We start from the raw sequence: 25,110 nt of genomic DNA, 5'->3' as shown, positions 1-25,110 counted from the left end.
CCGCGTCATCCTCGGGTAGCACTGTCGGTAGCACTCGCGGCGACGTGGCATGGCACGATTTCCCGGCGAGAGCAGCCGGGCGAGAGGGGACTGGGGCCGTGACGGAGCCGGGGCGCCTCGCGGGCCCGCTGTCGATGTCGGTCGCGAACCTGTGCCACCGGCTCGCCTCGCAGGTCTCGCCACGTACGGCCGCCGGGTTCGCCGAGGTGCAGCGCCGGCTCGCCGCGCCGCTGCAGGTGGCTGTGGCCGGACGGATCAAGTCGGGCAAGTCCACGCTGGTCAACGCGTTGATCGGCCGCCGGGTCGCGCCCACCGACGTCGGTGAGTGCACGCGTCTGGTCACGCGCTTCCAGTACGGCACGGTCGACCGGGTCGAGGTCGTGTTCACCGACGGCACCAAACAGGTGCTGCCGTTCGCCGCCGACGGGTCGATCCCGGCCGAGCTGGGCGTGGACATCAAGAAGGTCTCGCACCTCGAGGCCTACCTGACCAACGCGGTGCTGCAGGGCATGACCGTGATCGACACCCCGGGCCTGGGCTCGCTCGACGCCGCGTCCGTCTCGCGCACGGAGCAGCTGCTGGGTGCCGCGCAGGAGGACACCGGTTCGGACCACCTCGACGACACGTCCCGCAACGCCGTCGCCGGCGCCGAAGCCGTGCTCTACGTGGTGACGCAGGGCGTGCGCGCCGACGACCAGCAGGCGCTCGCCGCGTTCACCGCCGCCACCGCGAGCCGCGAGGCGGGCCCGGTGAACGCGATCGCCGTGCTGAACAAGGCGGACACGATCGTCGCGGAGACCGTCGAGGGGTCGGGTGGCGACATCTGGCTGGCGGCGAAGTTGCTGGCGGAGAAGCAGGCGAGCACGCTCAAGCCGCGCGTGGCCGACGTGCTGCCGGTGATCGGCCTGATCGCCGAGTCCGCCGAATCGGGCGGCTTCACCTCGGCCGATGCCGACGCGCTGCACCAGCTCGCCGCCCTCGAAGACGACGTCCTCGAGACCATGTTGATCTCGGCCGACATCTTCACCAGCTGGGAGTGCGACCTCCCCGCCGGCGTCCGGCTGCGGCTGCTGGAGAAGCTCGACCTCTACGGCGTCCGCCGCGCCGTCGACGCGATCCGCGCCGAGCCCGCCATCACCGCCGGCGCGCTGCGGAGGGTGCTGCTCGACGCGTCGGGACTCGACGCCGTGCGGCAGCGCCTGGCCGTCGTCTTCGCCGCGCGCGCCGACGGGATCAAGGCGGCCGCGGCGCTCGCGTCGGTGACCGCGCTGGCCCACGCGTCGGGCGATCCCGGCGAACGCCAGCGTGTGCACGACGCGATCGAAGTCCTGCTCGCGAAGCCGGAGGCGCACCAGCTGCGGCTGCTGGAAGCGTTGACGCTCGTGGCTTCCGGAGCCGTCGACATGCCGGAGGACCTCGCCGAAGAGGTGCTGCGCGTCGGCAGCAACGCCGATCTCGGCGCGCAGCTCGGCCTTCCCGGCGCCGCCCGGCCGGAACTGGCGGCGCACGCTCTCGAACGCGCGGGCTGGTGGCGCTCCTTTGCCTCGTTCGGCGCAACGCCCGCGCAGAGCCGCGTGGCGCACGTCGTCCACCGCGCCTATTTCCTGATCTGGCAACAGATCCGCATGCCCTAGGTTTGTCGCCGTTCACGCGTAGGGTGGATTTCGTGCGGCTGGAGAACACCACCTCGTGGCGGGCGTCCTGGGGGAGCGAGCAGGAGATCGACATCGCTCTGTACCTCCGGGACGTGCTCGCGCTGTCGGTCGCCGAGGGCCAGCTCCTGCCACCGGTGGAGCCCGCGGTGCCGGTGCGGGTGCCGCCGGCCATCGACCGCGCCGCCGTGCAGGCGCAGTGGGCGGACTGGTGGACCGATCTCCTGGAGTTCGTCCGGCTCCGCGGTGAGTCGGGTTCGCGGACGCCACGCGGCCGCTTCGGCCGGCCCGCTCCCGGCGACGGCTCGGCCATCGACCTGGCCATCCAGCACTTCACGCCCGCGGCCGCGCGCCACTTCACGGAGGCCCGGCGGCCCGCGCTGCACGCCGCGTTGGGCGCCGCCGGCTTCTACCGGCGCCAGATCGTGGCGGGCGACCGGCTGGGGCAGCTCGTCCGCGAGACCGAGGTCGACCTGGGCCGGCGGGCGCGGCCCTTTCGGCTGTCGGTCATCGAGATCTCCGTGGCGGGCCGCGTCTGGCTCCGGACGGCCGAGGACCAGATCCTCGTGTCTTCGCGCTTCGCCGAAGACGTGCCTTCGCTGGAGCAGGCGATGCGCTCGGTGATCCGCGACCTCGCCTGACGCCGTCCGCAAGCGTTTGCGCTCCCGGAATCGCGCCCGACTGGCGAAGATCTGCTCCAGACTGGTGCAATCCCGGTGGGTCGAACGGGCGGTCCGCGGGGCGAGGCGGGGGTGAGGGTGTGGCCTGGTTCCGCAACCGCGGCACGGAGCCCGTCGACGGGGAGCCCGGAACCACCGCCGACCCGGCCACGTCGAACACGGATGTGGACGTCGTAGCTGCCCCCGGTGATCTCGAACGCGCGCTGGCCGATCGTCAGGCGCTCATCCAGCTCTGCCTCTACGCGCTCGATCGCGCCCGCAGCGGCGGCGTCGTCCAGCGGCTCGAACACGGCCTCGCCGACATCGGCGTCACCGCGCTGCGCCCCGACGGCGAGCGCTTCGACCCCTCCTGCCACGAGGCCGGCGGCGCGATCCCCACCGACGACCCGGCGCTCGACGGCGTGGTCGCCGAGACCGAGGTGATCGGGTTCGCCGAGGGCGAGCGGCTGCTGCGCGCGCCCGTCGTCACCGTCTACGCGAAGCGAGCCCAGTGACCTCTCCCAGCCTTCCCGCCCAGGTCCAGGCTGCGCGCGAGCAGCTGCTCACCGTGGTCCGCGACGCCGACCCGCAGGCCGCCAAGTGGGTGGACGACGTGCGCCGGGCGCGCGCGGCGAAACCGTCGGTCGTGGTCGTCGGCGAGACCAACCGGGGCAAGAGCACCCTGGTCAACGCGCTGCTCGCGACCCCGGGACTGTCCCCTGTGGACGCCGACGTCGCCACGGCCACGTACCTCGTCTTCGAGCACGCGCAGGAGTGGGGCGCGCAGGCCTGTTACCCCGGGCAGCTCGCGCCCGTGCCGATCCAGCTGGGCGAGCTGGTCAATTGGGTCTCGGCCGCCCACGAGCTGCCGCCGGGCCAGATCCCGCCGCGCTACGTCGAGGTCTCCGGGCCGGTGCCGCTGCTGGAGCGCCTGACGCTCGTCGACACCCCGGGCGTCGGCGGCCTCGACTCGCTGCACGGCGAGCTGGCCCGCGAGGCGGCGGCGAGCGCGACGGCCCTGGTGTTCGTGCTCGACGCGTCGGCGCCGTTCACCTCCACCGAGCTGCAGTTCCTCCGCGATGTGGCCGACCGGGTCGAGACCGTGCTGTTCGTGCTGGCCAAGACCGACGCGTTCCGCGGCTGGCGCGAGATCCTCGAAGCCGACCGCCGGCTGCTCGCCCAGCACGCTCCGCGCTTCGCCGACGCGGTGTTCCACCCCGTCTCGGCACGCGTGTTCGAAACGGCCGCGAAAGCGCCGAACGAGCAGGTCGCGGCCCTGCTGCGGGAGAAGTCGGGCATCGCCGCCGTGCAGGTGGCGCTGCAGGAGATGCTCGTCGGCCGCTCGATGATGCTGGCCGAGGCCAACACCCTGCGCGCGCTCTCCAGCGCGTTGGCCGGCATCAAGGCGAAGCTGCAGGCCGAGAGCCGGGCGCTCTCGGCGGGCGAGGCCGAGGCGGAGCAGCTGCGCGAACGCCGGGACCACCTGCAGGCCGAACGCCGGTCGTCCACGCGCGGCTGGCAGCTCAAGCTGCGTGGCGAGATCCAGCGCACCCGCGTGGAGGTGGGCCACGAGAGCAGCCGCGAAATGCGCGACGCCCAGACCCACTTCCGCCAGCGCATCGACTCGGCGAAACGCGATGAGCTGGCCGCGTTGCCGCAACAGGTGGACCTCGCGTTGCAGACGACGTCGCAGCGCGTCTCGATGCTGCTTTCGCAACGGCTGAACCACGTGACCAACGTGGCGTTGTCCGAGCTGTTCTCCCCCGAGGAGCTCGACGTGATCCGCGCACAGTTCGCGCGGGCCGGCGGGCCGCCCGTGGTGCTGCGGCCGCCGGACAAGAAGCCGCCGACGGCCGAGGACAAGCTGCTGGTGTTCATGGGCATCTCGGGTGGCGTCGGCGCGGGCAAGATCGCCGCGTTGCCGCTGGCCGGGGTCGCGATCCTGAACCCGGTGGTGCTGCCGGCCACGATCATCATCGGCCTCGGCGCCGGCTGGTGGATGGCCCGCACGCGCAAGCACGCCGCCGACAAGCAGCACATGAAGCAGTGGCTGGTCGAGGCCATCGCCGACGCGCGATCCACGCTCGACCAGCTCGTGGCCGAGCAGCTCATCGAAGCCGAGCAGCAGCTGTCGATGGCGCTCGACGAGGCGCTGAGCCGCCGCATCGAGGCGATCGAGGCCGAGCTCAAGGACGTGGACCGCACGATCAAGATGGGCGCGCAGGAGCGGGCGAAGAACATCGCGATCACCGCCAAGCGCCTGAAGGAGGCCACCGACGGCCACGCGAGGGCGGAATCGCTGCTCGGGCGCATCCGAACGCTGCGTGACCGGGGTTGATCAGCTTGTGGACGGGAACCGAACCGGCCTAACGTGAGTCCTACCGATCGACAGCAGACGCAGCCGGCGAGACCCGGTCCTAAAAGGGGGCTTTTCCCATGTGGGTCGACGAGAGTGGCGGCACCGACACCGACGCCAACGGACCCGAGGCCATGACGGTCCACGTCGAGGGCCAGGACTACCAGGCGGAGGTCAACTACGACGTCGACTCCGACGGCGTGAACGACACCGCCATCGTGGAGCACGACGACGGCACAGCGCAGGCGTTCATCGACTCGGACGGCGACGGCGTCGCCGACCACTACGCCGTGCTGGACAGCTCCGGCCACGCCGTGGACCAGGCGGTTTACGACGAGGCGAGCGGCGCGTGGGTCGAGTCCGGCGGCGCTGAGCACCCGGGCGGCACCGACACGCACTCGCAGGACGACTCCACGACCGGCCACATCCACGCCGACCTGCCCGACGGCGAAGTCGACGCCGGCGTCGCCACGATCGACACCGACCACGACGGCCACAACGACACCGCCATCGTCGAGACCAAGGACGGCGGCACGATGGCGTTCACCGACACCGACGGAGACGGCGAGGCCGACGTCGCGGTGGAGATCGGCGCCGACGGCAGCACCACCACCTACGAGCACACCGGCGCCGGCCAGTGGACCGAGGCCGAAAGCGCCGGCGTCCGCGCGGCCGACCCGGCGAGCGACTCCATCTGGGGCGGCGACGGCACGCAGCTGCTTTCGGGAGTCGCGAAGATCGATTCGGGAACCGGACAATGGATCAGCCCCAACTGACCCATTTGTAACTCACGTCACAACGGGCCCGGCACTCGCCGGGCCCGTTGTCGTTTCCGCGCCCGCTGACCCTCGTCCGAATTGGGTACCCCGCATCGAAAGGATTTCCGGCACTGGACCAATCCGGTGACAACTGAATCGATTCCCTTATCGTTCTTGTGAGAGAACCGACAGGTCAGCTCTCGGTTACCTGCCGGTCATCCGGCTACAGTCGAGGAATCCCAAAAACCCGCACACCGGCTCACCCCCGGTGTGCGAAGCCATTCGGTCGCCGGCAACGAGGCCCGCACCCGGACATCGCGGTCCGGCGTGTGGGCTTATTTGTCGTCGGAAGTTCGGAAGTCAGGAGTAGAGATGACCGCAGTCGCCATCCCCGGACTGGACAATGCGCCGACGACGCACAGTGGCGTGCTGTCCTGGGTCCGGGAGGTCGCCGAGCTGACCACCCCGGACCGCGTGGTGTGGGTCGACGGGTCCGACGAAGAGGCCGCGAAGATCAACGACGAGCTGGTCGAGGCCGGGACCTTCGTGAAGCTGAAGGCCAAGCCGAACTCCTACTGGGCCACTTCCGACCCGGGTGACGTCGCTCGTGTCGAGGACCGGACCTTCATCTGCTCGCAGCGTGAGGAGGACGCCGGCCCGACGAACCACTGGGTCGCGCCCGCCGAGATGAAGGCCACGATGACCGAGCTGTACCGCGGGTGCATGCGGGGCCGCACGATGTACGTCATCCCGTTCTGCATGGGACCGCTTTCCGACGAGAACCCCAAGCTGGGTCTGGAAATCACTGACTTCGCCTACGTCGTGGCGTCGATGCGCGTGATGACCCGCGCGGGCAAGGCTGCACTGGACAAGTTCATCAACCCCGACGGCACCGAGCGCGAGTTCGTGCCGGCGCTGCACTCGGTGGGTGCGCCGCTCGAGCCGGGCCAGAAGGACGTCGCCTGGCCCTGCAACGACACCAAGTACATCTCGCACTTCCCCGAGGAGCGCGCGATCTGGAGCTACGGCTCGGGTTACGGCGGCAACTCCTTGCTGGGCAAGAAGTGCTACTCGCTGCGCATCGCCTCGGTCATGGCGCGCGACGAGGGCTGGCTCGCCGAGCACATGCTGATCCTCAAGCTGATCTCGCCCGAGGAGAAGGTCCACTACGTCGCGGCGGCGTTCCCGAGCGCCTGCGGCAAGACCAACCTCGCGATGCTGCAGCCGACCATCCCGGGCTGGCGCGCGGAGACCCTCGGCGACGACATCGCGTGGATGCGCTTCGGCGAAGACGGCCGTCTCTACGCCGTGAACCCGGAGTTCGGCTTCTTCGGCGTCGCGCCGGGTACCGACTGGCACACCAACCCGAACGCCATGCGCACCATCGAAAAGGGCAACACGGTCTTCACGAATGTCGCCCTGACCGACGACGGCGACATCTGGTGGGAGGGCATGGAGAACACGCCCGAGCACGCCACGTCGTGGAAGCACCAGGACTGGACGCCGGCGTCCGAGGAGAAGGCCGCGCACCCGAACTCACGCTACTGCACGCCGATGTCGCAGTGCCCGATCCTCGCGCCGGAGTGGGACGACCCGCAGGGTGTGCCGATCTCGGCGATCCTGTTCGGCGGTCGCCGCAAGACCACGGTGCCGCTGGTGAACGAGGCCCGCGACTGGCAGCACGGCGTGTTCATGGGCGCCACGATGTCGTCGGAGACCACGGCGGCCGCGGCCGGCGCGGTGGGCAACGTGCGTCGCGACCCGATGGCGATGCTGCCGTTCCTCGGCTACCACGCCGGTGACTACTTCAAGCACTGGCTGACGCTGGGCAAGAACGCCGACGCGAACAAGCTCCCGAAGATCTTCTACGTCAACTGGTTCCGCCGCGGCGACGACGGCCGCTTCCTGTGGCCGGGCTTCGGCGAGAACTCGCGCGTGCTCAAGTGGGTCATCGAGCGCGTCGAGGGTAAGGGCAACGCCGTCGAGACGCCGATCGGTTTCGTGCCGCGCGCCGAGGACCTCGACACCGAGGGCCTCACCGAGCCGGCCGCCGACATCGAGGCCGCGCTCGCCGTGCACCCCGAGGAGTGGCGCGAGGAGCTGCCGCTGATCGAGGAGTGGTTCGCGAAGATCGGCGAGGTGCCCACCTCGCTGCGTGACGAGCTCGACGCGCTGGCCCAGCGCCTGAGCTGACGTTCTGTCCGAAGGGGACGTTCGCACCGTTGTGGCGCGAACGTCCCCTTCGTGCTGCCCGTGGCCCCAAGATCGTCGGCGGCGCCCGGTAGCGTGAGCCGCATGCAAGCGTTCGCGCACCGGTGGTCCCGCCGATGATCATCGACGCCCGCGGCCTCGGCGTGAAGGCCGGCGACCTGTGGCTGCTCGACGACCTGGACTTCTCCGTCGACCCCGGCGAGTGCGCCGTGCTGGTCGGCCCCAACGGCGTCGGCAAGTCCACCCTGCTCCGCTGCCTGTACGGCATGCAGGAACCCCAGCGCGGCCGCGTCCGCATCGACGGCGAAAAGCCCGACGAACGCAGCGTCGCCTTCCGCCGCAAGGTCTCCGTGCTCTTCGACGACTCCGACTTCTTCGCGGAGCTCACGCCGATGCAGCACCTGGAACTCCTGGCCGGCTCCTTCGGAGTCGATCTGGGCGACTTCGACGCGCTGCTGGCCGACGCCGGCCTCGCCGACCGCGCCCGCGTCACCGCCGGCCACTTCTCCGCCGGCCAGCGCCGCCGCCTGCTGCTGCTCGGCGTCACAGCCCGCGCGCACAAGGTCCTGCTCCTGGACGAACCCGAACGCGCCCTCGACACCGCGGGCAAGGACTGGCTCGTGGACCTCATCAAACGCTCCACGTCCTCCGGCGCCGCCGTCGTGGTCGCCACCCACCACCAACCCCTCCTCGACGCGGCCGACAGCGTCCTCGAACTGTGGTGACCTCGACCTGCCCCGCGTGCGCGGCCGAGAGCGGGGCCCTCCCGTGGTAGCCCTCGCCACCCGCCTGCGCGTCCCCGGCCGGAAGCGCTTCGGCGGGATCTTCAGCGGCGACAGCGCCACCTTTGTCCTCATCTTCGGCGTCGGCTTCCTCTTCACCGCGTTCTTCCGCACCGAGGCCTGGCATCGAGTCCTTTTCGGACCGTCCCCTGTGGACTACCCCGCCGTGCTCGGCCTGGTCACGCTCTGCTGCGCCGTCGGCTGGCGAAGCCTGCTCCGGCGGGGCTTCGTCTGGACCGAACCGGCCGAACTCACGTGGATGGACTTCGCCCAGGTCGACCGCCGTCGAGTCGTGGCGGCGCGGCTGGCGGGCGGCCTGACCGGCTTCGTCATCGTCGTCGCCTACCTCGCCGGGCTGATGCTGGCCGTGGGCGGCAGCTCGCTGGACCTGTGGCGCGCGGCGCTCGCCCTGGTCGTGAGCAGCGCGGTCCTGGTGTTCGCGACCGCGCGGCGCACGGCGTTGCGAATCGACACCGCCGGGCCGGTGCTGCTGGCCGTGCTGGGTGTCGTGGTCGCGGCCGCGCACCTCGGGCCCGTCGCGGTGCAGTACGCGGGCGGCGGCATCCTGTTGTGCGCCGTCGCGTTGTCGTTCGGCGGTGAACCGGTCACGCGTGCGGGCCGGGCGATCCTGCTGGACGGCTGGAACGCGCGCGTGCTGCGCTCGGTCGCCGTCACGTTCCTCGACCCGATGATGATGCTGCCCGAGGCCACGGCGTCGGGCCGGTGGTCGCTGGGCCGGCCGACGCCGCTGAGGCTGGCCGTCGCGGGTATCGCCGGTCGTTCGCGCTACGCGGGGATGCTGCTGCTCGTCGCGCTCGCCGTCGCGGTGGGACACGTGGCCGTGCCGACGTTGCCGGGTTCCGTGCTCGTGGGCCTCGCGGGTTACGTCGCGCTGACCCCGTTCGGCGCCGGGCTCGGCGTGCTGTGGCGCAACCCCGGCCGCCGGCGTTGGCTCGGCTCCACGGATTCCGAGCTCGTCGTCGCCCACGGCGTCGTGCTCACCGTCGTCGCCGTCGTGTGGTCGGCGCTGCTCGCAGCCGCGCTCGCGGCGCTCGGCACGTCGGTCGACGCGCGGTCGTGGGTCACCGTGGCACTCGCTGTGCTGTCGGTGTTGCGCACGGTCACGCGCAAGCCGGTGGACTACAGCAGCGCCGGATTCGTCGACACCCCGGCCGGTCCGCTGCCCGCCAACCTCGCCCGCCAGCTCTTCCGTGGACCGGACCTCCTGGTGGTCGGAATCGCGGCGCTCTCACTGCTCGGCTGACCCGCGTCCGGCGGGTTAGGCTCCCACCGGACGAGAGGAGTTCACGTGGGCGGTGGACACGCTCCGGGCACCGGCCGCCGGGCAACCAGCGAGTTCCCACCCGGCTGGAGCGACGAGCAGATCATCGCGGTGATCAAGGACGTCGCCAACGATCCGAGCGAACCCCGCACCCGGCAGTACAACGGCCGCTGGCGCTGCGTCGGCGAACGCTACGGCGTGCAGGTCGTGGTGCTCGTCGACCCGGAGGGCTTCGTCCACACGGGATACCCCATCGCCGGCGACGGCGTGATCCGCAACCCGGACACCGCGCGCGACCCCGCGAACCCGACGGTGGCCGACCGCGCCGAGAACCGCATCAGCTACTTCACCGACAGCCTGCTCGACCTGCTGTCCGACCGACTCCCGCCCGAGGACCTGGCGCACTACCGCACGCTGCAGTGGGCCGGCGAATGGGAAGAGCTCACCGACACCCTCGCCGCCCACATCACCATCGCCGACGTGCCGCTCAACCCGGACGAGACCTCGGACCTCGAGAAGCTCCTGAACTCCTTCGACCTCCCGGTGCGCGCGTGCGCGTTCATCAACGACCGGGAGCACATCCTCGCGAAGCTGCGCGCCTAGCTGGCCTGCGACATCTTGAACGCGGGGTCCGGCTCCTCGCACGCCGTCCGCAGCACGTCCAGCGGCACCCCCACCGCCTCGGCGATCGCCGAGACCGTGAAGAACGCCGGCGTCGGGATGCGCCCGGTCTCGATCTTCCGCAGCGTCTCCACCGAGATCCCGGCCTCGGCCGCGACGTCGACCATGCTGCGGCCCGCGCGGGCAGCGCGCAGCGCCACCCCGAGGCGCTCACCGCGGGAGCGCTCTTCGTCCGTCAACGGCACCCGAACCATGCCTCGCAGTCTAGTCGAAAGTTGTCCACTGCCTGTGGACAACTCTGTGCACAAGGTGTGGAAACCGCCGCGAGCCACGCAACCACAACACCTGGGCGACGCCGAGCCGGGCGCCCACAGCCCCTAGATCAACGCCGAAACCGTCCCCAGGCAGCTGTCCACGAGGTTGTCCACAGCTCGGATCCGGACACTTCGTCCCCCGAAGGCCGGATTGACCGGGTCGGCGCAAGTGCCCTGGAAACGGCCCCGAAGACCGTTCCCAAGTCGTTGACCTGGGCTGATCAAATCGTTGTGCCGTTCACGTGACGCCCGTGTGGCCGAAGTTCTAGGGTCAGGCCCGTCGCGTGTTGCGTGAGTGTTAGGTGAGGTCCCGATGTCCACAACAAAACCGGACGGGCGGGTGCGCGGGTTCCAGTTCAGCCCGTGGAACCTGTTGCTGATCGTCCCGCTGTTGATCCTGGTCACGCCGTTGTTCAACTTCGACGGCCCCCGGCTCTTCGGCATGCCGTTCTTCTACTGGTTCCAGCTCGTGTTCGTCGCCGCAGGCGTGCTGTGCACCGGCATCGTCTACTGGGCGACCCGCAAGGAGCCGACCACCGACGAGCCGGACAAGCTGAGCGTGGACGACCTCGACGAGGGTGAGAGCCGATGACCATCCAGTGGGTCCAGCTGACCATCTTCATCATCCTCTTTGCGCTCGTCACCGTGCTCGGGTTCGTCGCGTCGCGCTGGAAGGCCGGCGCGAACCTCGACCACCTCGACGAGTGGGGCCTCGGCGGCCGCAAGTTCGGCGCGTGGATCACGTGGTTCCTGCTCGGCGGTGACCTCTACACGGCGTACACGTTCGTCGCCGTGCCCGCGCTGGTGTTCAGCGCCGGCGCGCTCGGCATGTACGCGCTGCCCTACACGATCGTCGTCTACCCGATCGTGCTGCTGCCGGCGCTGCGCATGTGGTCCGTCAGCCGTTCGCGCGGCTACGTGACGCCGGCCGACTTCGTGCGCGGCCGCTTCGGTTCGCCGACGCTCGCGTTCCTCATCGCCATCACCGGCATCGTCGCGACCATGCCCTACATCGCGCTGCAGCTGGTGGGCCTCGAGGCCGTGCTGCGCACGATGGGCATCAACGGCTCCGGCATCGTCGGGCACCTGCCGCTGCTGGTCGCGTTCCTGATCCTGGCGCTGTACACGTACCAGTCGGGCCTGCGCGCGCCGGCGCTGATCGCGTTCGTCAAGGACATCCTGATCTACATCGTGATCATCGTGGCGATCGTGTACCTGCCTTCGAAGCTCGGCGGCTGGGACCACATCTTCAACCAGGCGGCGACGAAGCTGGCCACGCCGAGCCCGGCCACGGGCAAGCCGGCGGGCTCGATCGTGCTGACGTCGACGAACCAGCTGCAGTACGCCACGCTGGCCCTCGGTTCGGCGCTCGCGCTGTTCCTCTACCCGCACTCGCTCACGAGCGTGCTCGCCTCGCGCGGGCGCAACGTGATCAAGCGCAACATGGTCGCCCTGCCCGCGTACTCGCTGGTGCTCGGCCTGCTCGCGCTGCTCGGGTACGTCGCCATCAGCGCCGGCGTGAAGCCGCTGACCAACAACGCCACCGGCAAGCCCGACGGCAACACGATCGTCCCGCTGCTGTTCGACTCGCAGTTCGCGCACTGGTTCGCCGGCATCGCGTTCGCCGCGATCGGCATCGGCGCGCTGGTGCCGGCCGCGATCATGTCGATCGCCGCGGCGAACCTGTGGACGCGCAACATCTACAAGGAGTACATCCGCAAGAACGCGACGCCGAAGCAGGAAGCCAAGCAGGCCAAGCTCGCGTCGCTGATCGTGAAGCTCGGCGCGGTGCTGGTGATCATCCTGATCGACCCGCAGTTCTCCATCGACCTGCAGCTCATCGGCGGTGTCCTGATCCTGCAGACGCTGCCGGCCGTGGCGCTCGCGCTGTACACGCGGTGGCTGCACAAGGCCGGCCTCATCGCCGGCTGGGTCGTGGGCATGGGCTGGGGCCTGATCATGCTGTACGGGATCCCCAACCCCGCCAACGGAAAGCTGCACTTCGGCGGCTCGGCGCTCGCGATGGGCAACCTGTCGATCTTCGGCTGGCACCCGTTCTCGGGCACCGGCCTGGCAACGGTGCAGATCTACCCGGGCTTCGTGGCGCTGATCGCCAACATCCTGGTCGCCGTGATCGTCTCGGCCATCGCGCACGCGGCGAAGTGGAACCCCGGCGTCGACGAGACCCAGCCGGAGGACTACCACGCGGACGAGCACGACAAGGACCTGCGGCCCATCGGCGTGCACTGAGTTCTAGTCCACTGTGGACGGCCCCTTCGCCGGATTCGGTTCCGGCGAGGGGGCTTTCTCTTTGCCGATCATCGCGTTCGACACCACGTAGAGCACCACGGCGTTGAGCAGGTGCCACAGGAAGTGCGTGCCGACGGGGAAATCCCCGCACACGACGCCGTCGATGGTGCGGAACGCCAGCGACAGCGCGAACACCGCACCCGCCACGGCGAAGTGCGTCCAGTACGGGTCGCGCGCGTACGCGAGCACGCAGGCGAACACCGCCAGCCCGATCAGTGCCGGCAGGTACAGCCCACCGCCGAGCGCCGCCAGCGCGGCCGTGAGCACCACGAACGCGGGCGCGGCGAGCCAGGACCATTTCGGCCTGACGCCGAGGAAAACGTGGGGGAACTTCGCGGCGTAGTAGAGCACGAACGCGAGGATGAAGCCGGAGTCGGCGGCCCCGCCCCAGCGTGTCGCGAGCAGGTGGAACACCGTGCTGGCCAGGAACACCAGCCCGACGAGCACCGCGAGCGTCCGCCCGGTCCGCCGCCCGTCGGCGCGCCACCACACGGCGATCGCGGACACGAGGAACGCCAGGTTGGTGACGTCGTTCAGCGGCTCGCCCCACAGCCCGGGCGCGAGGCGTTCGCAGTAACGGTCCACGTATGCGGTCCAGTTCACGGGGTAAGCAAACTCCACCCGGGTGAACGCGTGGTGCCAAGGGTGGCGTGTTTGGCGTTAGCGTGGGGCTATGAGCGACAGCCGGTTCCCCGTGACCGAACTCGAAGACCTGCCCGAAGACCTGCGCGCGCGGGTGGCCGCGATCGCGGAGAAATCCGGCTTCACGCCGAACATCTTCCGCGCGCTGGGCCACCGGCCGACGGAGCTGCGGGCGTTCATGGACTACCACGATGCGTTGATGGAGCGCGAAGACGGCTTGACGAAGGCCGAGCGCGAACTGGTGGTCGTCGCGACGTCGGGGGCGAACCACTGCACTTACTGCATCGTCGCGCACGGGGCGATCCTGCGGATCCGCGCGAAGGACCCGGAGCTGTCCGACCGCGTCGCGGCGAACCCGTGGCAGGTGGAGCTGGACGAGCGCGGCCGGGCGATCGTCGACCTCGCGCTGGCGCTGGCGCAGGATTCCGCCCTGTTCGGCGAAGCCGATCTCGAGGCGGCGCGCGACGCGGGGCTGACCGAGGACGAGATCTGGGACGTCGGCGCGATCACGGCACTGTTCGCGATGTCGAACCGGCTGGCGCACCTCACCGCGCTGAAGCCGAACCCGGAGTTCTTCCTGATGGGGCGTCAGAAGCGGTAGAACGGGCCGGGCAGGTCGCGGCTCACCTCGAAGTGGCCGCGCAGCCAGGAGCGCAGCTTGTTCATCGGTTTGGTCCAGATGCGCGGCGCCGGCCCGAAGTAGCGCGGGTCTTCGTGCGGGGTGAACGCGTCGCCGGTCAGGATCACCACGTCGTGGCCGCGCGGGCAGTGGCCGGACACGGAGATCATGCCGCGCGTGAGGTTCTCGACCCACTCGACCTCGTCGACGCCGAGCAGGGTGCGGCGATCGCAGACGGCGCAGTAGACGACGAACATCTAAAGCTCCATCCGCCAGGTCTCGCCGGTGACCGGCGGGCCGAAGTCGCGGGTGGGTTCGGCGGTCTGGAGTTCGAACCCGGCGCTGCGGTAGATGCCGCGGGCGGCGTCGAGGGCCGAGAGCGTCCAGAGCTCCATGGCCGCGTAGCCGCGGCCGCGGGCGAACTCGACGCATTCGTGCACGAGCCGTTTGCCCACGCCGTGGCCGCGGGCGGCGGGTTCGAGCAGCAGGAGGCGGAGTTTGGCCGTGCGTTCGTCCGCGCTCGGCATGCAGAAGATGCTGCCGACGCGTTCGCCGGCGAGCTCCGCGATCCACGCGGCCTGGCGCGGGTCGTCGCGGTGGTCGGCGAAATCGGCGACCACGCGGGCGACGAGGGCTTCGAAGCGTTCGTCGAGGCCGTACTCGCGGGCGTAGAGGGTGCCGTGGCGGTGGACCACCCAGCCGAGGTCGCCCGGTCGCGGGGTGCGCAACACGAGCGTGGGGTCGGTGGCTTTCTCACCGACGAGCTGCGTGATGGTCCCCATCGCGCCGAGCAGGCGGCGCTGGTCTTCGTCGGGGAAGCGTTCGAGGAGGCCGCCGATCTGGCGCACCGAGCGGCCGTCGAGGTCGGCGAACGCCTCTCGGCCGGCGTCGGTCAGGCGCACGATCTGGCGGCGGGCGTCTTCGCCGCTGCGCTCGCGGAGGACCAGCCCGCGGCTCTCGAGGCGGCCGAGCAGCCTGCTCGCGTAGCCGCCGTCGAGATCGAGGCGTTTACGCAGGTCACTCACGTGGAGCTCGGTTTGTTGGGCGACCTCGAACAGCACCCGCGCTTCACTCAGCGAATATTCGGCGTCGGCCGGTCCTTCGTCGAGGACGCCGATCACCCCGGTGTACAGGCGGTTGAACGCGCGCACGGTGGCAACGCGCTCGGCCAGGCTCACGTCGTTCATTGACCACCTCAACCAAATCGTTGACGGAGTCAAGCATCGCGCCGCAAGCCGGTTCGCGCAAGGGTTTCGGGGAATCGGACAAAGGGTCCAGACATATGGAAACCCCGTGATGCTGCCAGGTCGGGGGTCCGCCAGCATCACGGGGTCGTAGTGGGTATCGATGCCGCGAGTCGCGGCGTTACACCCACAGCACTTTGTGGTCTAGGTCACTCATGTGAGTGACACACTAACCAGTTACGGCTGGGTCAGCGCATGAACGGCTGACGCGCCTGGGCGAGGGCGATGAGCTCCTGGCGCACCGTCGAGGTGGCCGCGGTGTCGATCGCCCGGTTCAGTGCCCGGCGAGTACGAGCCTCGGCGCGACGAGCACGGAGCTTGGCGGCGATGTTGCTCATTGTTTCTGCATCCCCTTTGGAGGTTCTCGGTGGCTGTGTCTCTAGTATGCGCCTTTTTTCACATGGATTCCAACGAATCAGCGGTGATGTGGCTTACTTGCCGATGAATCATCGGCAGTGTCCTGGTTTACGCCGGACAAATCGCGTGTCCCGGGTCACTTTGCGGTAACGGCCTAGCGGCGTATCGGCTTGTCTAGCGTTATTGCTAGATACCGCTAGGCAGCGTCATACAGCGGTAGCGAGGGGAAGACGGCGCTCAGTCGCGGCCGAGCAGGTAGTGCCCGAAGTGGGGCACCGTGAAGGCGATCTGCCCGCGTTCGGCGGAGTAGACCAGGCCCTTCTTCATGAGGCTGTCGCGCGCCGGCGACAGCGAGGAGGGCTTGCGACCCAGGTAGACGGCCACGTCGGCGGTGCCGGCGGCCTCGTCGCGGCCTTGGGTCAGCTCGGCCATCGCGAGCAGGTACTCGCGCTCGGCGGGCGTCGCGCGCTCGTAGCGTGAGCCGAAGAACCCCACGGCCAGCTCGGACTCCGCCTCGGGCGCCGCGACCTGCACGTCCTTCACCGTGATCGGATCCGCGGGCGCGGCGTCCCACGCCGCTTTGCCGTAGGCCTGGATGAAGTAGGGGTAGCCGCCGGACGCGTCGAACAGCGCGTCGAGCGCCTCGGGCTCGATGCCGGCTTCCTCGCGCTCGATCGGCGCCATCACGGCGAAGTCGGCGTCCTCGCGGCTCAGCCGATCGATCCGCGCGTAGCGGAACAACCGTTCCGAGTAAGACTTCGACGCACTCAACACGGCCGGTACATGCGGCAGTCCAGCCCCGACCACCACCAGCGGCGCCCCGGACTGCGACAGCTCATGGCACGCGGCGCACAGAGCCGAAACGTCGTCGGGCTGCAGATCCTGGATCTCGTCGATCAGGAGCGCCACCCCGGTGCCCACGTCGGCGGCCAGGTCGGCGACGTCGGTGAACAGCTCCACGAGATCGATCTCGATGTCCCCGGAATCGGCCCGCCCCTGCGCGGCCGGCGCCTCGATCCCGGGCTGCCACCGATCCCTCAGCTTCGCGTCGGCCTTGTTCGCCTTCAACGCGAACGCCTTCAGCACCCCCAGGACCTCCTCAACCCGATCCGGCGCCCGGTGCCGGACCGCGAGATCCCGAATCGCCCGGTGCAGCGCAGCCGACAATGGCCTCCTGAGCTCCGCATCCGGCCGCGCCTCGATCTTCCCGGCACCCCACCCGTGCCGGATGGCCATCGACCGCAACTCCCCGAGCAGTACGGTCTTCCCCACGCCCCGCAGCCCGGTCAACACCAGACTCCGCTCCGGCCGCCCCCTCGCGACGCGCTCCAGGACCACCTCGAACGCCCCAAGCTCACGCTCCCGCCCCGCCAACTCAGGCGGCCGCTGCCCAGCCCCGGGCGCGAACGGATTGCGGATGGGGTCCACTCTGCCACCGTATCGGCCTATCTAGCGTGGGCCCGATATTGCGCCATATCCCGCTAGCGCGTGTCGCCCCTCGCCGCGCTGCGGCCGTTTGCTCTGCACGACCGGTCCCCTCGCCCCCGCCCCGGCCTCGCGACCGTCCCCTTCGCGCCGGCCTCGGAGCGCGAACGGACCCCTCACACCACGCCCGCACGCGAACGGACCGTTCGCACCGGCGCCCCTCCCGACAGACCCGTCGCATCGGGCGAAATGCCCGAGTGGACCCTAGGGGCCCACGCCGCCACGGGACGGGTCCGCCTGCACCGGTTCCGCAGCGAACGGACTCTTCGCCCTCGGCCGCGTGCACGAGAGGACCGTTCGCGTCAGTGCGCGGCGCGAGGGGACTGTTCGTGCCCGGTCGGCCGGGACGGCTGGACCGTTCGCCGTTCCCTTGGCGCGAGAGGGGACTTTTCGCGTCGTGTTGCGTGTGCGAGTGGACCGTTCATTGCCATCGCGTCGCGCGAAGTCACCTTTCGTGCCGGTGCGAGGGGTGCGACTGGACCGTTCGCACCGACGCCGCACGAGGGGTCCGTTCGCGTCTGCGCGCGGCGCGAGGGGACCGGTCGTGCCGGGCCCAAGGGCGCCACTGGACCGGTCACGAAGAGACCGGTCGTGCCAGTCCAGCAGGCGCCACTGGACCACTCGCCAACACCGACCAACCCAAGCCAGAGGGATGGGCGGGTCTGCAGCCCCGACCATCCCCACCCCCAGCGCTCACTCCGACGTCGCCCTACTCCGTCAGGTTCCGTTCCGCATAGATCCGCATCGCGTCCCGGATGTACGCCGCCGTTCCGGGGCCGAAGTCGGCGTCGTAGGACCCGTACCGCGGATCGTCGACGTACAACTGCCCCAGCCCCGCGAAGTACCCGCGCGACACCGTCTTCACCGCCGGCCGCAGCCAGGCGTGGAGCCGGCCCACGATCGCCTGCGCCTCGGCAGACTCAACCGACCACCCCGCAGCCCGCGCCGCCCCGAAAGCGGCCGCGATCTCGCCCTGTTCCCGCTGGTGCGTCGTACGCTCCGAAGCCGACAACGACCGCCACCACCGGTCACCGATGCGGTAAGCCGAAGCGCCCCAACGGGACGTCACCTCAGCCTCGTGCACTGTGTGGTCGAAGCCGTCGAAAACTTCCTCCGCCATGAGTGGTTCACCTCCCTCCAGTTTTCTCAACGTGGTCCGCACGGAGTCGATCTGCCGCCCGATCCGCGCCCGCTCCTGTTCCAGCAACGCGAGGTGCGTCGACAAGGCGACAACGCTGTCGCGCTCGCCGTCGAGCACGGAAGCGATTGCGGGCAGCCCCAGGCCGAGCTCACGCAGCAACAGGATCCGCTGCAGCCGCACCAGGGCAGCCGAGTCGTAGTAGCGGTAGCCGTTGCCGCCGATGCGGCTGGGTGCGAGCAGCCCGACGGCGTCGTAGTGCCGCAGCGTCCGGCTGGTCGTGCCCGCCGCTCGGGCGATGTCCTGGATCGACCACTCCATGCCGTCAACGGTAGAAGTTGACGCAGCGTCAAGGTCAAGCAAGACGGAGCCGCTAACGCCCTCTAAGTAAATCTAGTAAAAACACGATAGACACCTAGGCGACGCTAGCGCGGTTCGGCGACCCTCCGGCGGGGAATCCCGGTTGTAGGTTCGACCAGCACCGAAGACCTCGCAGGAAAGGCGACGACCGTGATACTGCGCCGGGTGGCCCGTCCACTGCTCGCGTCGATGTTCATCTACGGCGGTATCGGCATGCTCCGCGACACCCAAGGGCACGCGAAGGCGATCGAGCCGTTCCTCACCGAGACGTTCGACAAGGTCGAGGGCCTCGTCCCCGAGCAGGTGCCGCGCGACCCCGCCACGCTCGTGCGCATCGACGCCGCCGTGAAGATCGCGGCCGGCCTCGCGCTCGCGGCGGGCAAGGCGCCGCGGCTGGCGTCGCTCGCGTTGCTGGGCACGCTCGTGCCCACGACGGCCGCCGCGCACCGGTTCTGGGAGATCAAGGACCCCGCCGAGCGGCAGGCGCAGCAGGTGCAGTTCCTCAAGAACGCGGGCATCGCCGGCGGCCTGCTGCTGGCCGCGAGCGACACGGCGGGCAAGCCGTCGCTCGGCTGGCGCGCTCGCCGCGCCGCGAAGCAGGCCGGCAAGCAGGCCGAAAAGCTCAGCAAGAAGGCCGAAAAGCAGCTCAGCTGACGACAGGCGGGCCCCCACACCAGGGGGCCCGCATCGTCACTTCTCCAGAATCGCCGTCACACCCTGGCCGCCGGCCGCGCAGATCGAGATCAGGCCACGCCCGGATCCCTTCTCGTGCAACAGCTTCGCCAGCGTCGCCACGATCCGCCCGCCCGTCGCGGCGAACGGGTGCCCGGCGGCGAGCGACGAGCCGTTGACGTTCAGCTTCGCGCGGTCGATCGAGCCCAGCGGCGCGTCGAGACCGAGCTTCTCCTTGGCGAACGCCGGGTCCTCCCACGCCTTCAACGTGGCCAGCACCTGCGACGCGAACGCCTCGTGGATCTCGTAGAAGTCGAAGTCCTGCAAGGAAAGTCCCGCGCGCTCCAGCATTCGCGGCACCGCGTATGCGGGCGCCATCAGCAGCCCTTCGGCGCCGTGGACGTAGTCGACGGCCGCCGTCTGCGAGAACGTCAGGTACGCCTGCACGGGCAGGTTGTGCGCCTTCGCCCACTCGTCCGTCGCGAGCAGCACGGTCGACGCGCCGTCGGTCAGCGGCGTCGAGTTGCCGGCCGTCATGGTGCCGTCCGGGCCGCCGTACACGGGCTTGAGCTTGGCCAGCTTCTCGACCGTCGAATCCGGCCGCAGGTTCTGGTCCTTGGCCAGCTTGAGGAACGGCGTCACGAGGTCGTCGAAGAACCCGCGGTCGTACGCGGCGGCGAGGTGCTGGTGGCTGGCGGCGGCGAGCTCGTCCTGCGCCTCGCGCGTGACGTCCCAGACCTTCGCCGTCAGCGCCGCGTGCTCGCCCATCGACAGGCCGGTGCGCGGCTCGGCGTTGCGCGGAATCTCGGGCACGATCTGGCCCGGCCGCAGCTTCGTGAGGAGCTTGAGGCGGTCGCCCAGCGTCTTCGCGGAGTTGAGCTGCACGAGGATCTTGCGCAGGTCGGCGTTCACAGCCAGCGGAGCGTCACTCGTCGTGTCCACGCCACCCGCGATGGCGGAGTCGATCTCCCCCAACGAGATCTTGTGCGCCACGTTGATCACGGCCTGCAACCCCGTGCCGCACGCCATCTGGACGTCGGACGCGGGCGTCGCGGCCGAGAGCCGGCTGCCGAGCACGCTCTCGCGGGCGAGGTTGAAGTCTTTGGAGTGCTTGAGCACCGCGCCCGCGGCGACCTCGCCGATCACCTCGTCCTGCAGCGCGAAGCGGCTGACCAGGCCGTCGAGCGCGGCGGTGAACATGTCCTGGTTCGACGCCTTCGCGTACGGGCCGTTCGACCGCGCGAAGGGAATGCGGTTGCCGCCGATGATCGCGACCTTGCGGACCGCGGCGGTTTTCCTGGTCGCCATGACGTCCACCTCTCTGAGTCGTCCCTTTCACACTGTAACCTACTAGCGAGTAGGTTAGACTGCGACGTGACGCAGACGGCACGGGAGGCGCTCGATGGCTGACAGGTACCAGCAGTTCACGAAAACCCCGGTGGGGAAGTTCGTGGTGCCGAAGCTCGGCCTGCCCAACCCCGCCACGCTGCGCCGGTACCGCGCCGGCCAGCCCGCACTCGAGGGTCCCGCACTCCTCGGCGCCGCGCCGGGCGGACGGCTCGAAAAGACCCTGAAGAGTCAGCTCGACGATGCCGGCATCGCGGTTCTTTCGACTGCTGCGGACCGCCACGCGGCCCTCGTCTTCGACGCCACCGGCATCACGGACCCCGCCGACCTGCGCGAGGTCTACCGCTTCTTCCACCCGGTGATCCGCAAGGTCGGGCCGTCGGGCCGGGTCGTCGTGTTCGGCACGCCGCCGGAGCTGGTCGAGGGACGCGAGCGGATCGCGCAACGGGCGTTGGAGGGCTTCGTGCGCTCCGTGGGCAAGGAGCTGAAGCGCGGCGCCACGGCGCAACTCGTGTACGTGGCCGAAGGCGCCGAAGCCGCGGCCGAGTCGACGGTGCGGTTCCTGCTGTCGGCGAAGTCGGCGTTCGTCGACGCGCAGGTGATCCGCGTCGGCACGCACGGCACCTCCGCCACGGCGCCCGCCAGTTGGGAAAAGCCGTTGGCGGGCAAGGTCGCGCTGGTCACCGGCGCGTCGCGCGGCATCGGCGAGGCCATCGCAGAGACCCTCGCCCGCGACGGTGCCCACGTCGTCGCCCTGGACATCCCGGCTCAGGGCGCCGATCTGTCCACAGTGGCCAATCGCGTCGCCGGATCCGCGCTGCAGCTGGACATCACGACGGCCGACGCGCCGGCCAAGCTCGCCGAGTACCTCACCACGCGCCACGGCGGCGTCGACGTCGTCGTGCACAACGCCGGCATCACGCGCGACAAGACGCTCGGCAACCTGACCGAGGGCGGCTGGGACGCCGTGCTCACCGTGAACCTCGTCGCGCAGCTCGCGGTGAACGACAAGCTGCTCGCCGACAAGGTCCTGCGCGAAAACGGCCGCATCATCGGCGTTTCGTCGATCGCGGGCATCGCCGGCAACGTCGGTCAGACGAATTACGCGACGTCGAAGGCCGGCGTGATCGGCATGGTCAACGTCGGCGCGCCACAGCTCGCGGAGTACGGCGGCACGATCAACGCCGTCGCGCCGGGCTTCATCGAGACCAAGATGACCGCCGCCGTCCCGCTGTTCATCCGCGAAGCCGGGCGGCGCCTGTCGAGCCTCGGCCAGGGCGGCCTGCCGGTCGACGTCGCCGAGACCATCGCCTGGTACGCCAACCCGGCGTCGGCCGCGGTCAACGGCAACGTGGTCCGCGTGTGCGGCCAGGCCCTGCTGGGGGCGTGACATGTCCGTTCGCGAGCTGACCAGCGCGCCCAGCCTGGCGACGCTGTACCCGAAGGCCCTGCTGCGCCGCGGCGGCGGCTCGACCCTGCCGGACATCGAGCTGGTGCGGCCGTCGGTCACGGTGTCCTCGGAGCACGTCGCTGCGTACGCGCAGGTGTGCGGGTTCCGGTATTCGGATGTGCTGCCCGCGAGCTACCCGCACATGCTGGTGTTCGGGCTGCAGATGGCGCTGATGACGGAGCCGGGATTCCCGTTCCCGCTGCTCGGCCTGGTGCACGTCGCGAACTCGATCACGGTCCGGCGCCCGCTGTCCTTGACCGAGACGTTTTCCGCGCGCGTCCGCGCGGAGAACCTGCGGCCACACGAGAAGGGCCGGCAGTTCGACATGGTGAGCGAACTGTGGGCCGGCACGGAGCTGGTGTGGTCGGAGGTGTCGACTTACCTGCGCCGCGGCGGTTCCTCGGGCTCCTCGAAGCCGCACGCTTCTTTGGTCGCCCCGACGCCGACCGCCCTGTGGACCGTCCCGGGCGACATCGGCCGCCGCTACGCCGACGTCTCGGGCGACCGCAACCCCATCCACCTGCACCCGCTGACCGCGCGCCTGTTCGGCTTCCCCCGCGCCATCGCCCACGGCATGTGGACGAAGGCCCACGCCCTGGCCTCCTTCGAGGGCCGCCTACCCGACGCGTACACGGCGTCTGTCCGCTTCAAGCAGCCCGTGCTCCTACCGGCCCGCGCGGCCTTCACCGCCTGGCCGACGGATGACGGGTGGGCGTTCGAGCTGTGGAATGCCCGGAAACCCAAGCCACACTTGGACGGCGTGATCTCAGCCCTCTGAGTTCATTTCGGGCAGCGGCTTCCAGACCTGACCTTCGACGAGGTCGTTGAACCCCAGCCACACCAGGTTCATCAGCCACGACGCCAGCACACCGTCGGAGATCTCCGGGTGGTCCAGCGCCCAGTCGGCCAGCGATTCTGCCGCGCCGACCAGCGCGGCAGCCAGCCCGGCGCCCGAGAACTCCGCCTGCTCCCCGAGGCCCTTCCGCGTTCCCGCCGACACGACCAGCGCGGCGACCAGCTCGATCGCCCGCCCGCGCATCGCCGTGATCTCCGCGGCGAACGTGCCGCCGACCGTCAGCGCCTGGCGGTGCAGCACGGTCCACGACTCGCGGTACTCGGCGACGAAGCGGTAGAACGAGCGCAGCCCGTGCCAAAGCTGCATGTCCGGCGGCAGATCCGGTTGGACGCCCGCTTGGATGGCCTCGAGCAGGCGCGTCGCCTCGCGTTGGATGCTCTTGCCGAACAGGTCTTCCTTCGAGCCGAGGTAGGTGTAGATCATCGGCTTGGAGACGCCGGCGACGTCGGAGATCTCGTCCATCGAAGCCGCGTGGTAACCGTGGCGGGAGAACACGCGCACGGCGGCGTCCAGGATCTGCCGCTCACGCACGGCGCGCGGCAGCCGCCGGGCCCGCTCGGGCGGGCGCTGATCTTCGTCGGGCACTCTCCGACCTCCCTCTCGCCAGCAGGAGACGGTACCTGCCGCCGTGGTCGGCGCGTGCTTGCCCGCTTACCTACTCATGGGTAGCCTTTGCTGGAAGATCACGGAAGGGGCTTTGCGATGGACCTGTCCGGCCTGCGCGGCGCGGCCCTGCTCGACGCCCTCGACCACGTTGCGCCCGACGGTCTCGACGTCAACACCGTCGCCGACGCCATCGACCCCCGCGAACTCGGCCGCGACGACTTCCGCCGCCTGCTGGAATCGCTGATGCGCCTGTCCGAAGACTCCCCGGCGTTCTCCCTGGCCAAGGTCGACCCGGCTCGCTTTGCCACGCTCGTCTCGCGCGCGTCCCGGCCGCAGCTGGAGGCCGTCGTCGCCTCGCTGGAGCTTCGCGAACGCGTCCTCGACGAGATCTTCGCCCGCATGGGCGCCCACCTCCGCGTCGACCGGCCTCTCGAAGCGGTCATCCACTGGCGCCTCTCCGGCGGCACCGGCGCCGGCGGCTACGACCGCTACGCCACCACCATCTCCGGCGGCTCGTGCACGGTCTCGCGGACCGTCGAGGGCGCCCGCCCGCGCGTGACGATCACGTTGTCCCCGGTCGACTTCTTCCGTCTCATCACACACCAAGCCACCCCGGCGGTGCTGTTCGTGACGGGCAAAATCAAGGTGAAAGGCGACCTCGCATTCGCGGCCGGTTTGATCGGCTATTTCGACCTCCCGAAGCCCGCCTGAGCCGTTAGACTCCGTTTTCGTGTCCCGATTCTCGCGTTCCCGTTCCGCCGCCTCCGAGGGGCACGCGGTCAACGGCTTCGCCCGCAAGCTGGACGTCGGCAAGCTCACGCCCGCGCAGTTCGTGCAGGTCCTGGAAACCTTGCACATGCTCGGAAACGCGGGCGCCGGCATCGAACTCAGCAGCCTGACGACGCAGGCCCTGGTGGACGTCGTCCACCGCGCCTCTCGCGACCAACTCAAAGCCCTGGCCGACCACCCCGAGTTACGCGCGGTCTTCCTCGACGAGATTTTCCGCAGAATGTCCGAGCATTTCCGCGCCGACCGCGCCCGCCACGTCGACTTCGTCGTTTCCTGGCGCTTTTCCGGCGGCACCGACGCCGACGGCTACGACCGCTTCCAAACCGTCATCGAATCCGGCGCGTGCGTCTCCAGCACCGACCTGTCCCGCACCCCGGACACCACCCTCACCCTCTCGGTCGACGACTTCATCCGCATGGCCACCGGCACGTCCGCCCCCGCGGCCATGTTCGTGACGGGCCGCGTCAAGGTCAAGGGCGAATACGCCCCGGCGGTGCGGTTCTCGAGCTACTTCGACATCCCGAAGCCGAGCTCTGGCAACTAGCCACGACGATTGGCAAGTTGCAGATTTTGTCGGTGGGGCGTCCTAGAGTGATCAGC

26 protein-coding genes are annotated in these 25,110 nt (G+C 69.8%); 17 read left to right on the top strand and 9 right to left on the bottom strand.

What is annotated here, in order from left to right:
- The first annotated feature begins 134 nt into the window (after nucleotides 1-134).
- From ACQPXB_RS49175 to ACQPXB_RS49135, 9 genes are all read left to right on the top strand, one after another.
- The gene (locus ACQPXB_RS49175) at nucleotides 135-1,634 is read left to right on the top strand and encodes a dynamin family protein (protein WP_432857176.1); all 1,500 of its coding nucleotides are present in this window, start codon (nucleotides 135-137) and stop codon (nucleotides 1,632-1,634) included.
- 32 nt (nucleotides 1,635-1,666) lie between these two features.
- Nucleotides 1,667-2,293, top strand: coding sequence for a hypothetical protein (locus tag ACQPXB_RS49170; protein WP_366580012.1), 627 nt, complete (start codon nucleotides 1,667-1,669; stop codon nucleotides 2,291-2,293).
- Nucleotides 2,294-2,412: 119 nt separating this feature from the next.
- Nucleotides 2,413-2,826 (top strand): nucleotide exchange factor GrpE, encoded by a 414-nt coding sequence (locus ACQPXB_RS49165; RefSeq protein ID WP_386944021.1) that lies wholly within the window; start codon nucleotides 2,413-2,415, stop codon nucleotides 2,824-2,826.
- A complete protein-coding gene (locus tag ACQPXB_RS49160) occupies nucleotides 2,823-4,649 on the top strand; it encodes a dynamin family protein (protein WP_432848973.1) in 1,827 nt (608 codons plus the stop codon). The genes ACQPXB_RS49165 and ACQPXB_RS49160 overlap by 4 nt, the downstream gene beginning before the upstream one ends.
- A gap of 98 nt (nucleotides 4,650-4,747) precedes the next feature.
- The gene (locus tag ACQPXB_RS49155; RefSeq protein ID WP_432848972.1) at nucleotides 4,748-5,443 is read left to right on the top strand and encodes a hypothetical protein; all 696 of its coding nucleotides are present in this window, start codon (nucleotides 4,748-4,750) and stop codon (nucleotides 5,441-5,443) included.
- A 354-nt stretch (nucleotides 5,444-5,797) separates the two neighbouring features.
- A complete protein-coding gene (locus tag ACQPXB_RS49150; protein WP_366580018.1) occupies nucleotides 5,798-7,618 on the top strand; it encodes a phosphoenolpyruvate carboxykinase (GTP) in 1,821 nt (606 codons plus the stop codon).
- A gap of 137 nt (nucleotides 7,619-7,755) precedes the next feature.
- Entirely contained in the window at nucleotides 7,756-8,361 is a 606-nt protein-coding gene (locus ACQPXB_RS49145; RefSeq protein WP_432857173.1) for an ABC transporter ATP-binding protein, read from the top strand.
- A 43-nt stretch (nucleotides 8,362-8,404) separates the two neighbouring features.
- On the top strand, nucleotides 8,405-9,682 hold the full coding sequence (locus tag ACQPXB_RS49140) for a DUF6297 family protein (protein WP_432848971.1): 1,278 nt from the start codon (nucleotides 8,405-8,407) through the stop codon (nucleotides 9,680-9,682).
- Between the two features lie 45 nt (nucleotides 9,683-9,727).
- A complete protein-coding gene (locus ACQPXB_RS49135) occupies nucleotides 9,728-10,303 on the top strand; it encodes an EndoU domain-containing protein (protein ID WP_366580022.1) in 576 nt (191 codons plus the stop codon).
- Here ACQPXB_RS49135 and ACQPXB_RS49130 read toward each other — a convergent pair.
- Complete coding sequence (locus tag ACQPXB_RS49130) at nucleotides 10,300-10,575, bottom strand: helix-turn-helix domain-containing protein (RefSeq protein WP_386944029.1); 276 nt, start codon at nucleotides 10,573-10,575, stop codon at nucleotides 10,300-10,302. The two genes, ACQPXB_RS49135 and ACQPXB_RS49130, sit on opposite strands and share 4 nt — an antisense overlap.
- A 373-nt stretch (nucleotides 10,576-10,948) precedes the next feature.
- Between ACQPXB_RS49130 and ACQPXB_RS49125 the strand changes: the two genes are divergently transcribed.
- Nucleotides 10,949-11,227, top strand: a complete 279-nt coding sequence (locus ACQPXB_RS49125; protein ID WP_285971437.1) for a DUF3311 domain-containing protein — start codon at nucleotides 10,949-10,951, stop codon at nucleotides 11,225-11,227.
- Entirely contained in the window at nucleotides 11,224-12,885 is a 1,662-nt protein-coding gene (gene mctP / locus ACQPXB_RS49120) for a monocarboxylate uptake permease MctP (protein ID WP_432848970.1), read from the top strand. The genes ACQPXB_RS49125 and mctP overlap by 4 nt, the downstream gene beginning before the upstream one ends.
- A 3-nt stretch (nucleotides 12,886-12,888) precedes the next feature.
- On the opposite strand, the gene ACQPXB_RS49115 is transcribed toward mctP, so the two are convergent.
- Nucleotides 12,889-13,548, bottom strand: a complete 660-nt coding sequence (locus tag ACQPXB_RS49115; RefSeq protein ID WP_432848968.1) for a hypothetical protein — start codon at nucleotides 13,546-13,548, stop codon at nucleotides 12,889-12,891.
- 70 nt (nucleotides 13,549-13,618) lie between these two features.
- Here ACQPXB_RS49115 and ACQPXB_RS49110 point away from each other — a divergent pair, with 70 nt between their 5' ends.
- Entirely contained in the window at nucleotides 13,619-14,188 is a 570-nt protein-coding gene (locus ACQPXB_RS49110) for a peroxidase-related enzyme (protein ID WP_432848966.1), read from the top strand.
- Here ACQPXB_RS49110 and ACQPXB_RS49105 read toward each other — a convergent pair.
- The 5 genes from ACQPXB_RS49105 to ACQPXB_RS49085 form a co-directional block, all read right to left on the bottom strand.
- A complete protein-coding gene (locus ACQPXB_RS49105) occupies nucleotides 14,176-14,463 on the bottom strand; it encodes a hypothetical protein (RefSeq protein WP_366580032.1) in 288 nt (95 codons plus the stop codon). The genes ACQPXB_RS49110 and ACQPXB_RS49105 overlap by 13 nt on opposite strands.
- Nucleotides 14,464-15,393 carry a bifunctional helix-turn-helix transcriptional regulator/GNAT family N-acetyltransferase gene (locus tag ACQPXB_RS49100; RefSeq protein WP_386944036.1) on the bottom strand — a complete coding sequence of 310 codons (930 nt, stop codon included), beginning with the start codon at nucleotides 15,391-15,393 and terminating at the stop codon, nucleotides 14,464-14,466. It lies immediately after the preceding gene.
- A 245-nt stretch (nucleotides 15,394-15,638) separates the two neighbouring features.
- Nucleotides 15,639-15,788, bottom strand: a complete 150-nt coding sequence (locus ACQPXB_RS49095; RefSeq protein WP_162836041.1) for a hypothetical protein — start codon at nucleotides 15,786-15,788, stop codon at nucleotides 15,639-15,641.
- Between the two features lie 256 nt (nucleotides 15,789-16,044).
- On the bottom strand, nucleotides 16,045-17,235 hold the full coding sequence (locus ACQPXB_RS49090) for an AAA family ATPase (protein ID WP_432848963.1): 1,191 nt from the start codon (nucleotides 17,233-17,235) through the stop codon (nucleotides 16,045-16,047).
- Between the two features lie 766 nt (nucleotides 17,236-18,001).
- A complete protein-coding gene (locus tag ACQPXB_RS49085) occupies nucleotides 18,002-18,751 on the bottom strand; it encodes a MerR family transcriptional regulator (protein ID WP_432848961.1) in 750 nt (249 codons plus the stop codon).
- A 189-nt stretch (nucleotides 18,752-18,940) separates the two neighbouring features.
- Here ACQPXB_RS49085 and ACQPXB_RS49080 point away from each other — a divergent pair, with 189 nt between their 5' ends.
- Nucleotides 18,941-19,444: a DoxX family protein gene (locus ACQPXB_RS49080; protein WP_432848959.1), complete on the top strand. Its 504-nt coding sequence runs from the start codon at nucleotides 18,941-18,943 to the stop codon at nucleotides 19,442-19,444.
- A 36-nt stretch (nucleotides 19,445-19,480) separates the two neighbouring features.
- Here ACQPXB_RS49080 and ACQPXB_RS49075 read toward each other — a convergent pair whose 3' ends face one another.
- Nucleotides 19,481-20,770 carry an acetyl-CoA C-acetyltransferase gene (locus ACQPXB_RS49075; RefSeq protein WP_366580043.1) on the bottom strand — a complete coding sequence of 430 codons (1,290 nt, stop codon included), beginning with the start codon at nucleotides 20,768-20,770 and terminating at the stop codon, nucleotides 19,481-19,483.
- A 94-nt stretch (nucleotides 20,771-20,864) separates the two neighbouring features.
- Here ACQPXB_RS49075 and ACQPXB_RS49070 point away from each other — a divergent pair, with 94 nt between their 5' ends.
- Both ACQPXB_RS49070 and ACQPXB_RS49065 read left to right on the top strand, forming a co-directional pair.
- Nucleotides 20,865-22,199, top strand: a complete 1,335-nt coding sequence (locus ACQPXB_RS49070; protein ID WP_432848956.1) for a 3-oxoacyl-ACP reductase — start codon at nucleotides 20,865-20,867, stop codon at nucleotides 22,197-22,199.
- 1 nt (nucleotide 22,200) lies between these two features.
- Nucleotides 22,201-23,037 (top strand): MaoC family dehydratase, encoded by an 837-nt coding sequence (locus ACQPXB_RS49065; protein WP_432848954.1) that lies wholly within the window; start codon nucleotides 22,201-22,203, stop codon nucleotides 23,035-23,037.
- Here ACQPXB_RS49065 and ACQPXB_RS49060 read toward each other — a convergent pair.
- Nucleotides 23,026-23,700 carry a TetR/AcrR family transcriptional regulator gene (locus tag ACQPXB_RS49060; protein WP_386944048.1) on the bottom strand — a complete coding sequence of 225 codons (675 nt, stop codon included), beginning with the start codon at nucleotides 23,698-23,700 and terminating at the stop codon, nucleotides 23,026-23,028. The genes ACQPXB_RS49065 and ACQPXB_RS49060 overlap by 12 nt on opposite strands.
- A 117-nt stretch (nucleotides 23,701-23,817) precedes the next feature.
- Between ACQPXB_RS49060 and ACQPXB_RS49055 the strand changes: the two genes are divergently transcribed.
- Both ACQPXB_RS49055 and ACQPXB_RS49050 read left to right on the top strand, forming a co-directional pair.
- Nucleotides 23,818-24,432 (top strand): SCP2 sterol-binding domain-containing protein, encoded by a 615-nt coding sequence (locus ACQPXB_RS49055; RefSeq protein WP_432848952.1) that lies wholly within the window; start codon nucleotides 23,818-23,820, stop codon nucleotides 24,430-24,432.
- Between the two features lie 19 nt (nucleotides 24,433-24,451).
- Nucleotides 24,452-25,054: an SCP2 sterol-binding domain-containing protein gene (locus tag ACQPXB_RS49050; protein ID WP_432848949.1), complete on the top strand. Its 603-nt coding sequence runs from the start codon at nucleotides 24,452-24,454 to the stop codon at nucleotides 25,052-25,054.
- The last annotated feature ends 56 nt before the right edge of the window (nucleotides 25,055-25,110 follow it).

It is taken from the genome of Amycolatopsis sp. CA-161197 (genome assembly GCF_050942255.1).
Taxonomy (GTDB): Bacteria; Actinomycetota; Actinomycetes; order Mycobacteriales; family Pseudonocardiaceae; genus Amycolatopsis.
Note: the sequence above shows the minus strand (reverse complement) of the source record. Positions and strands in the feature narration are given on the sequence as shown.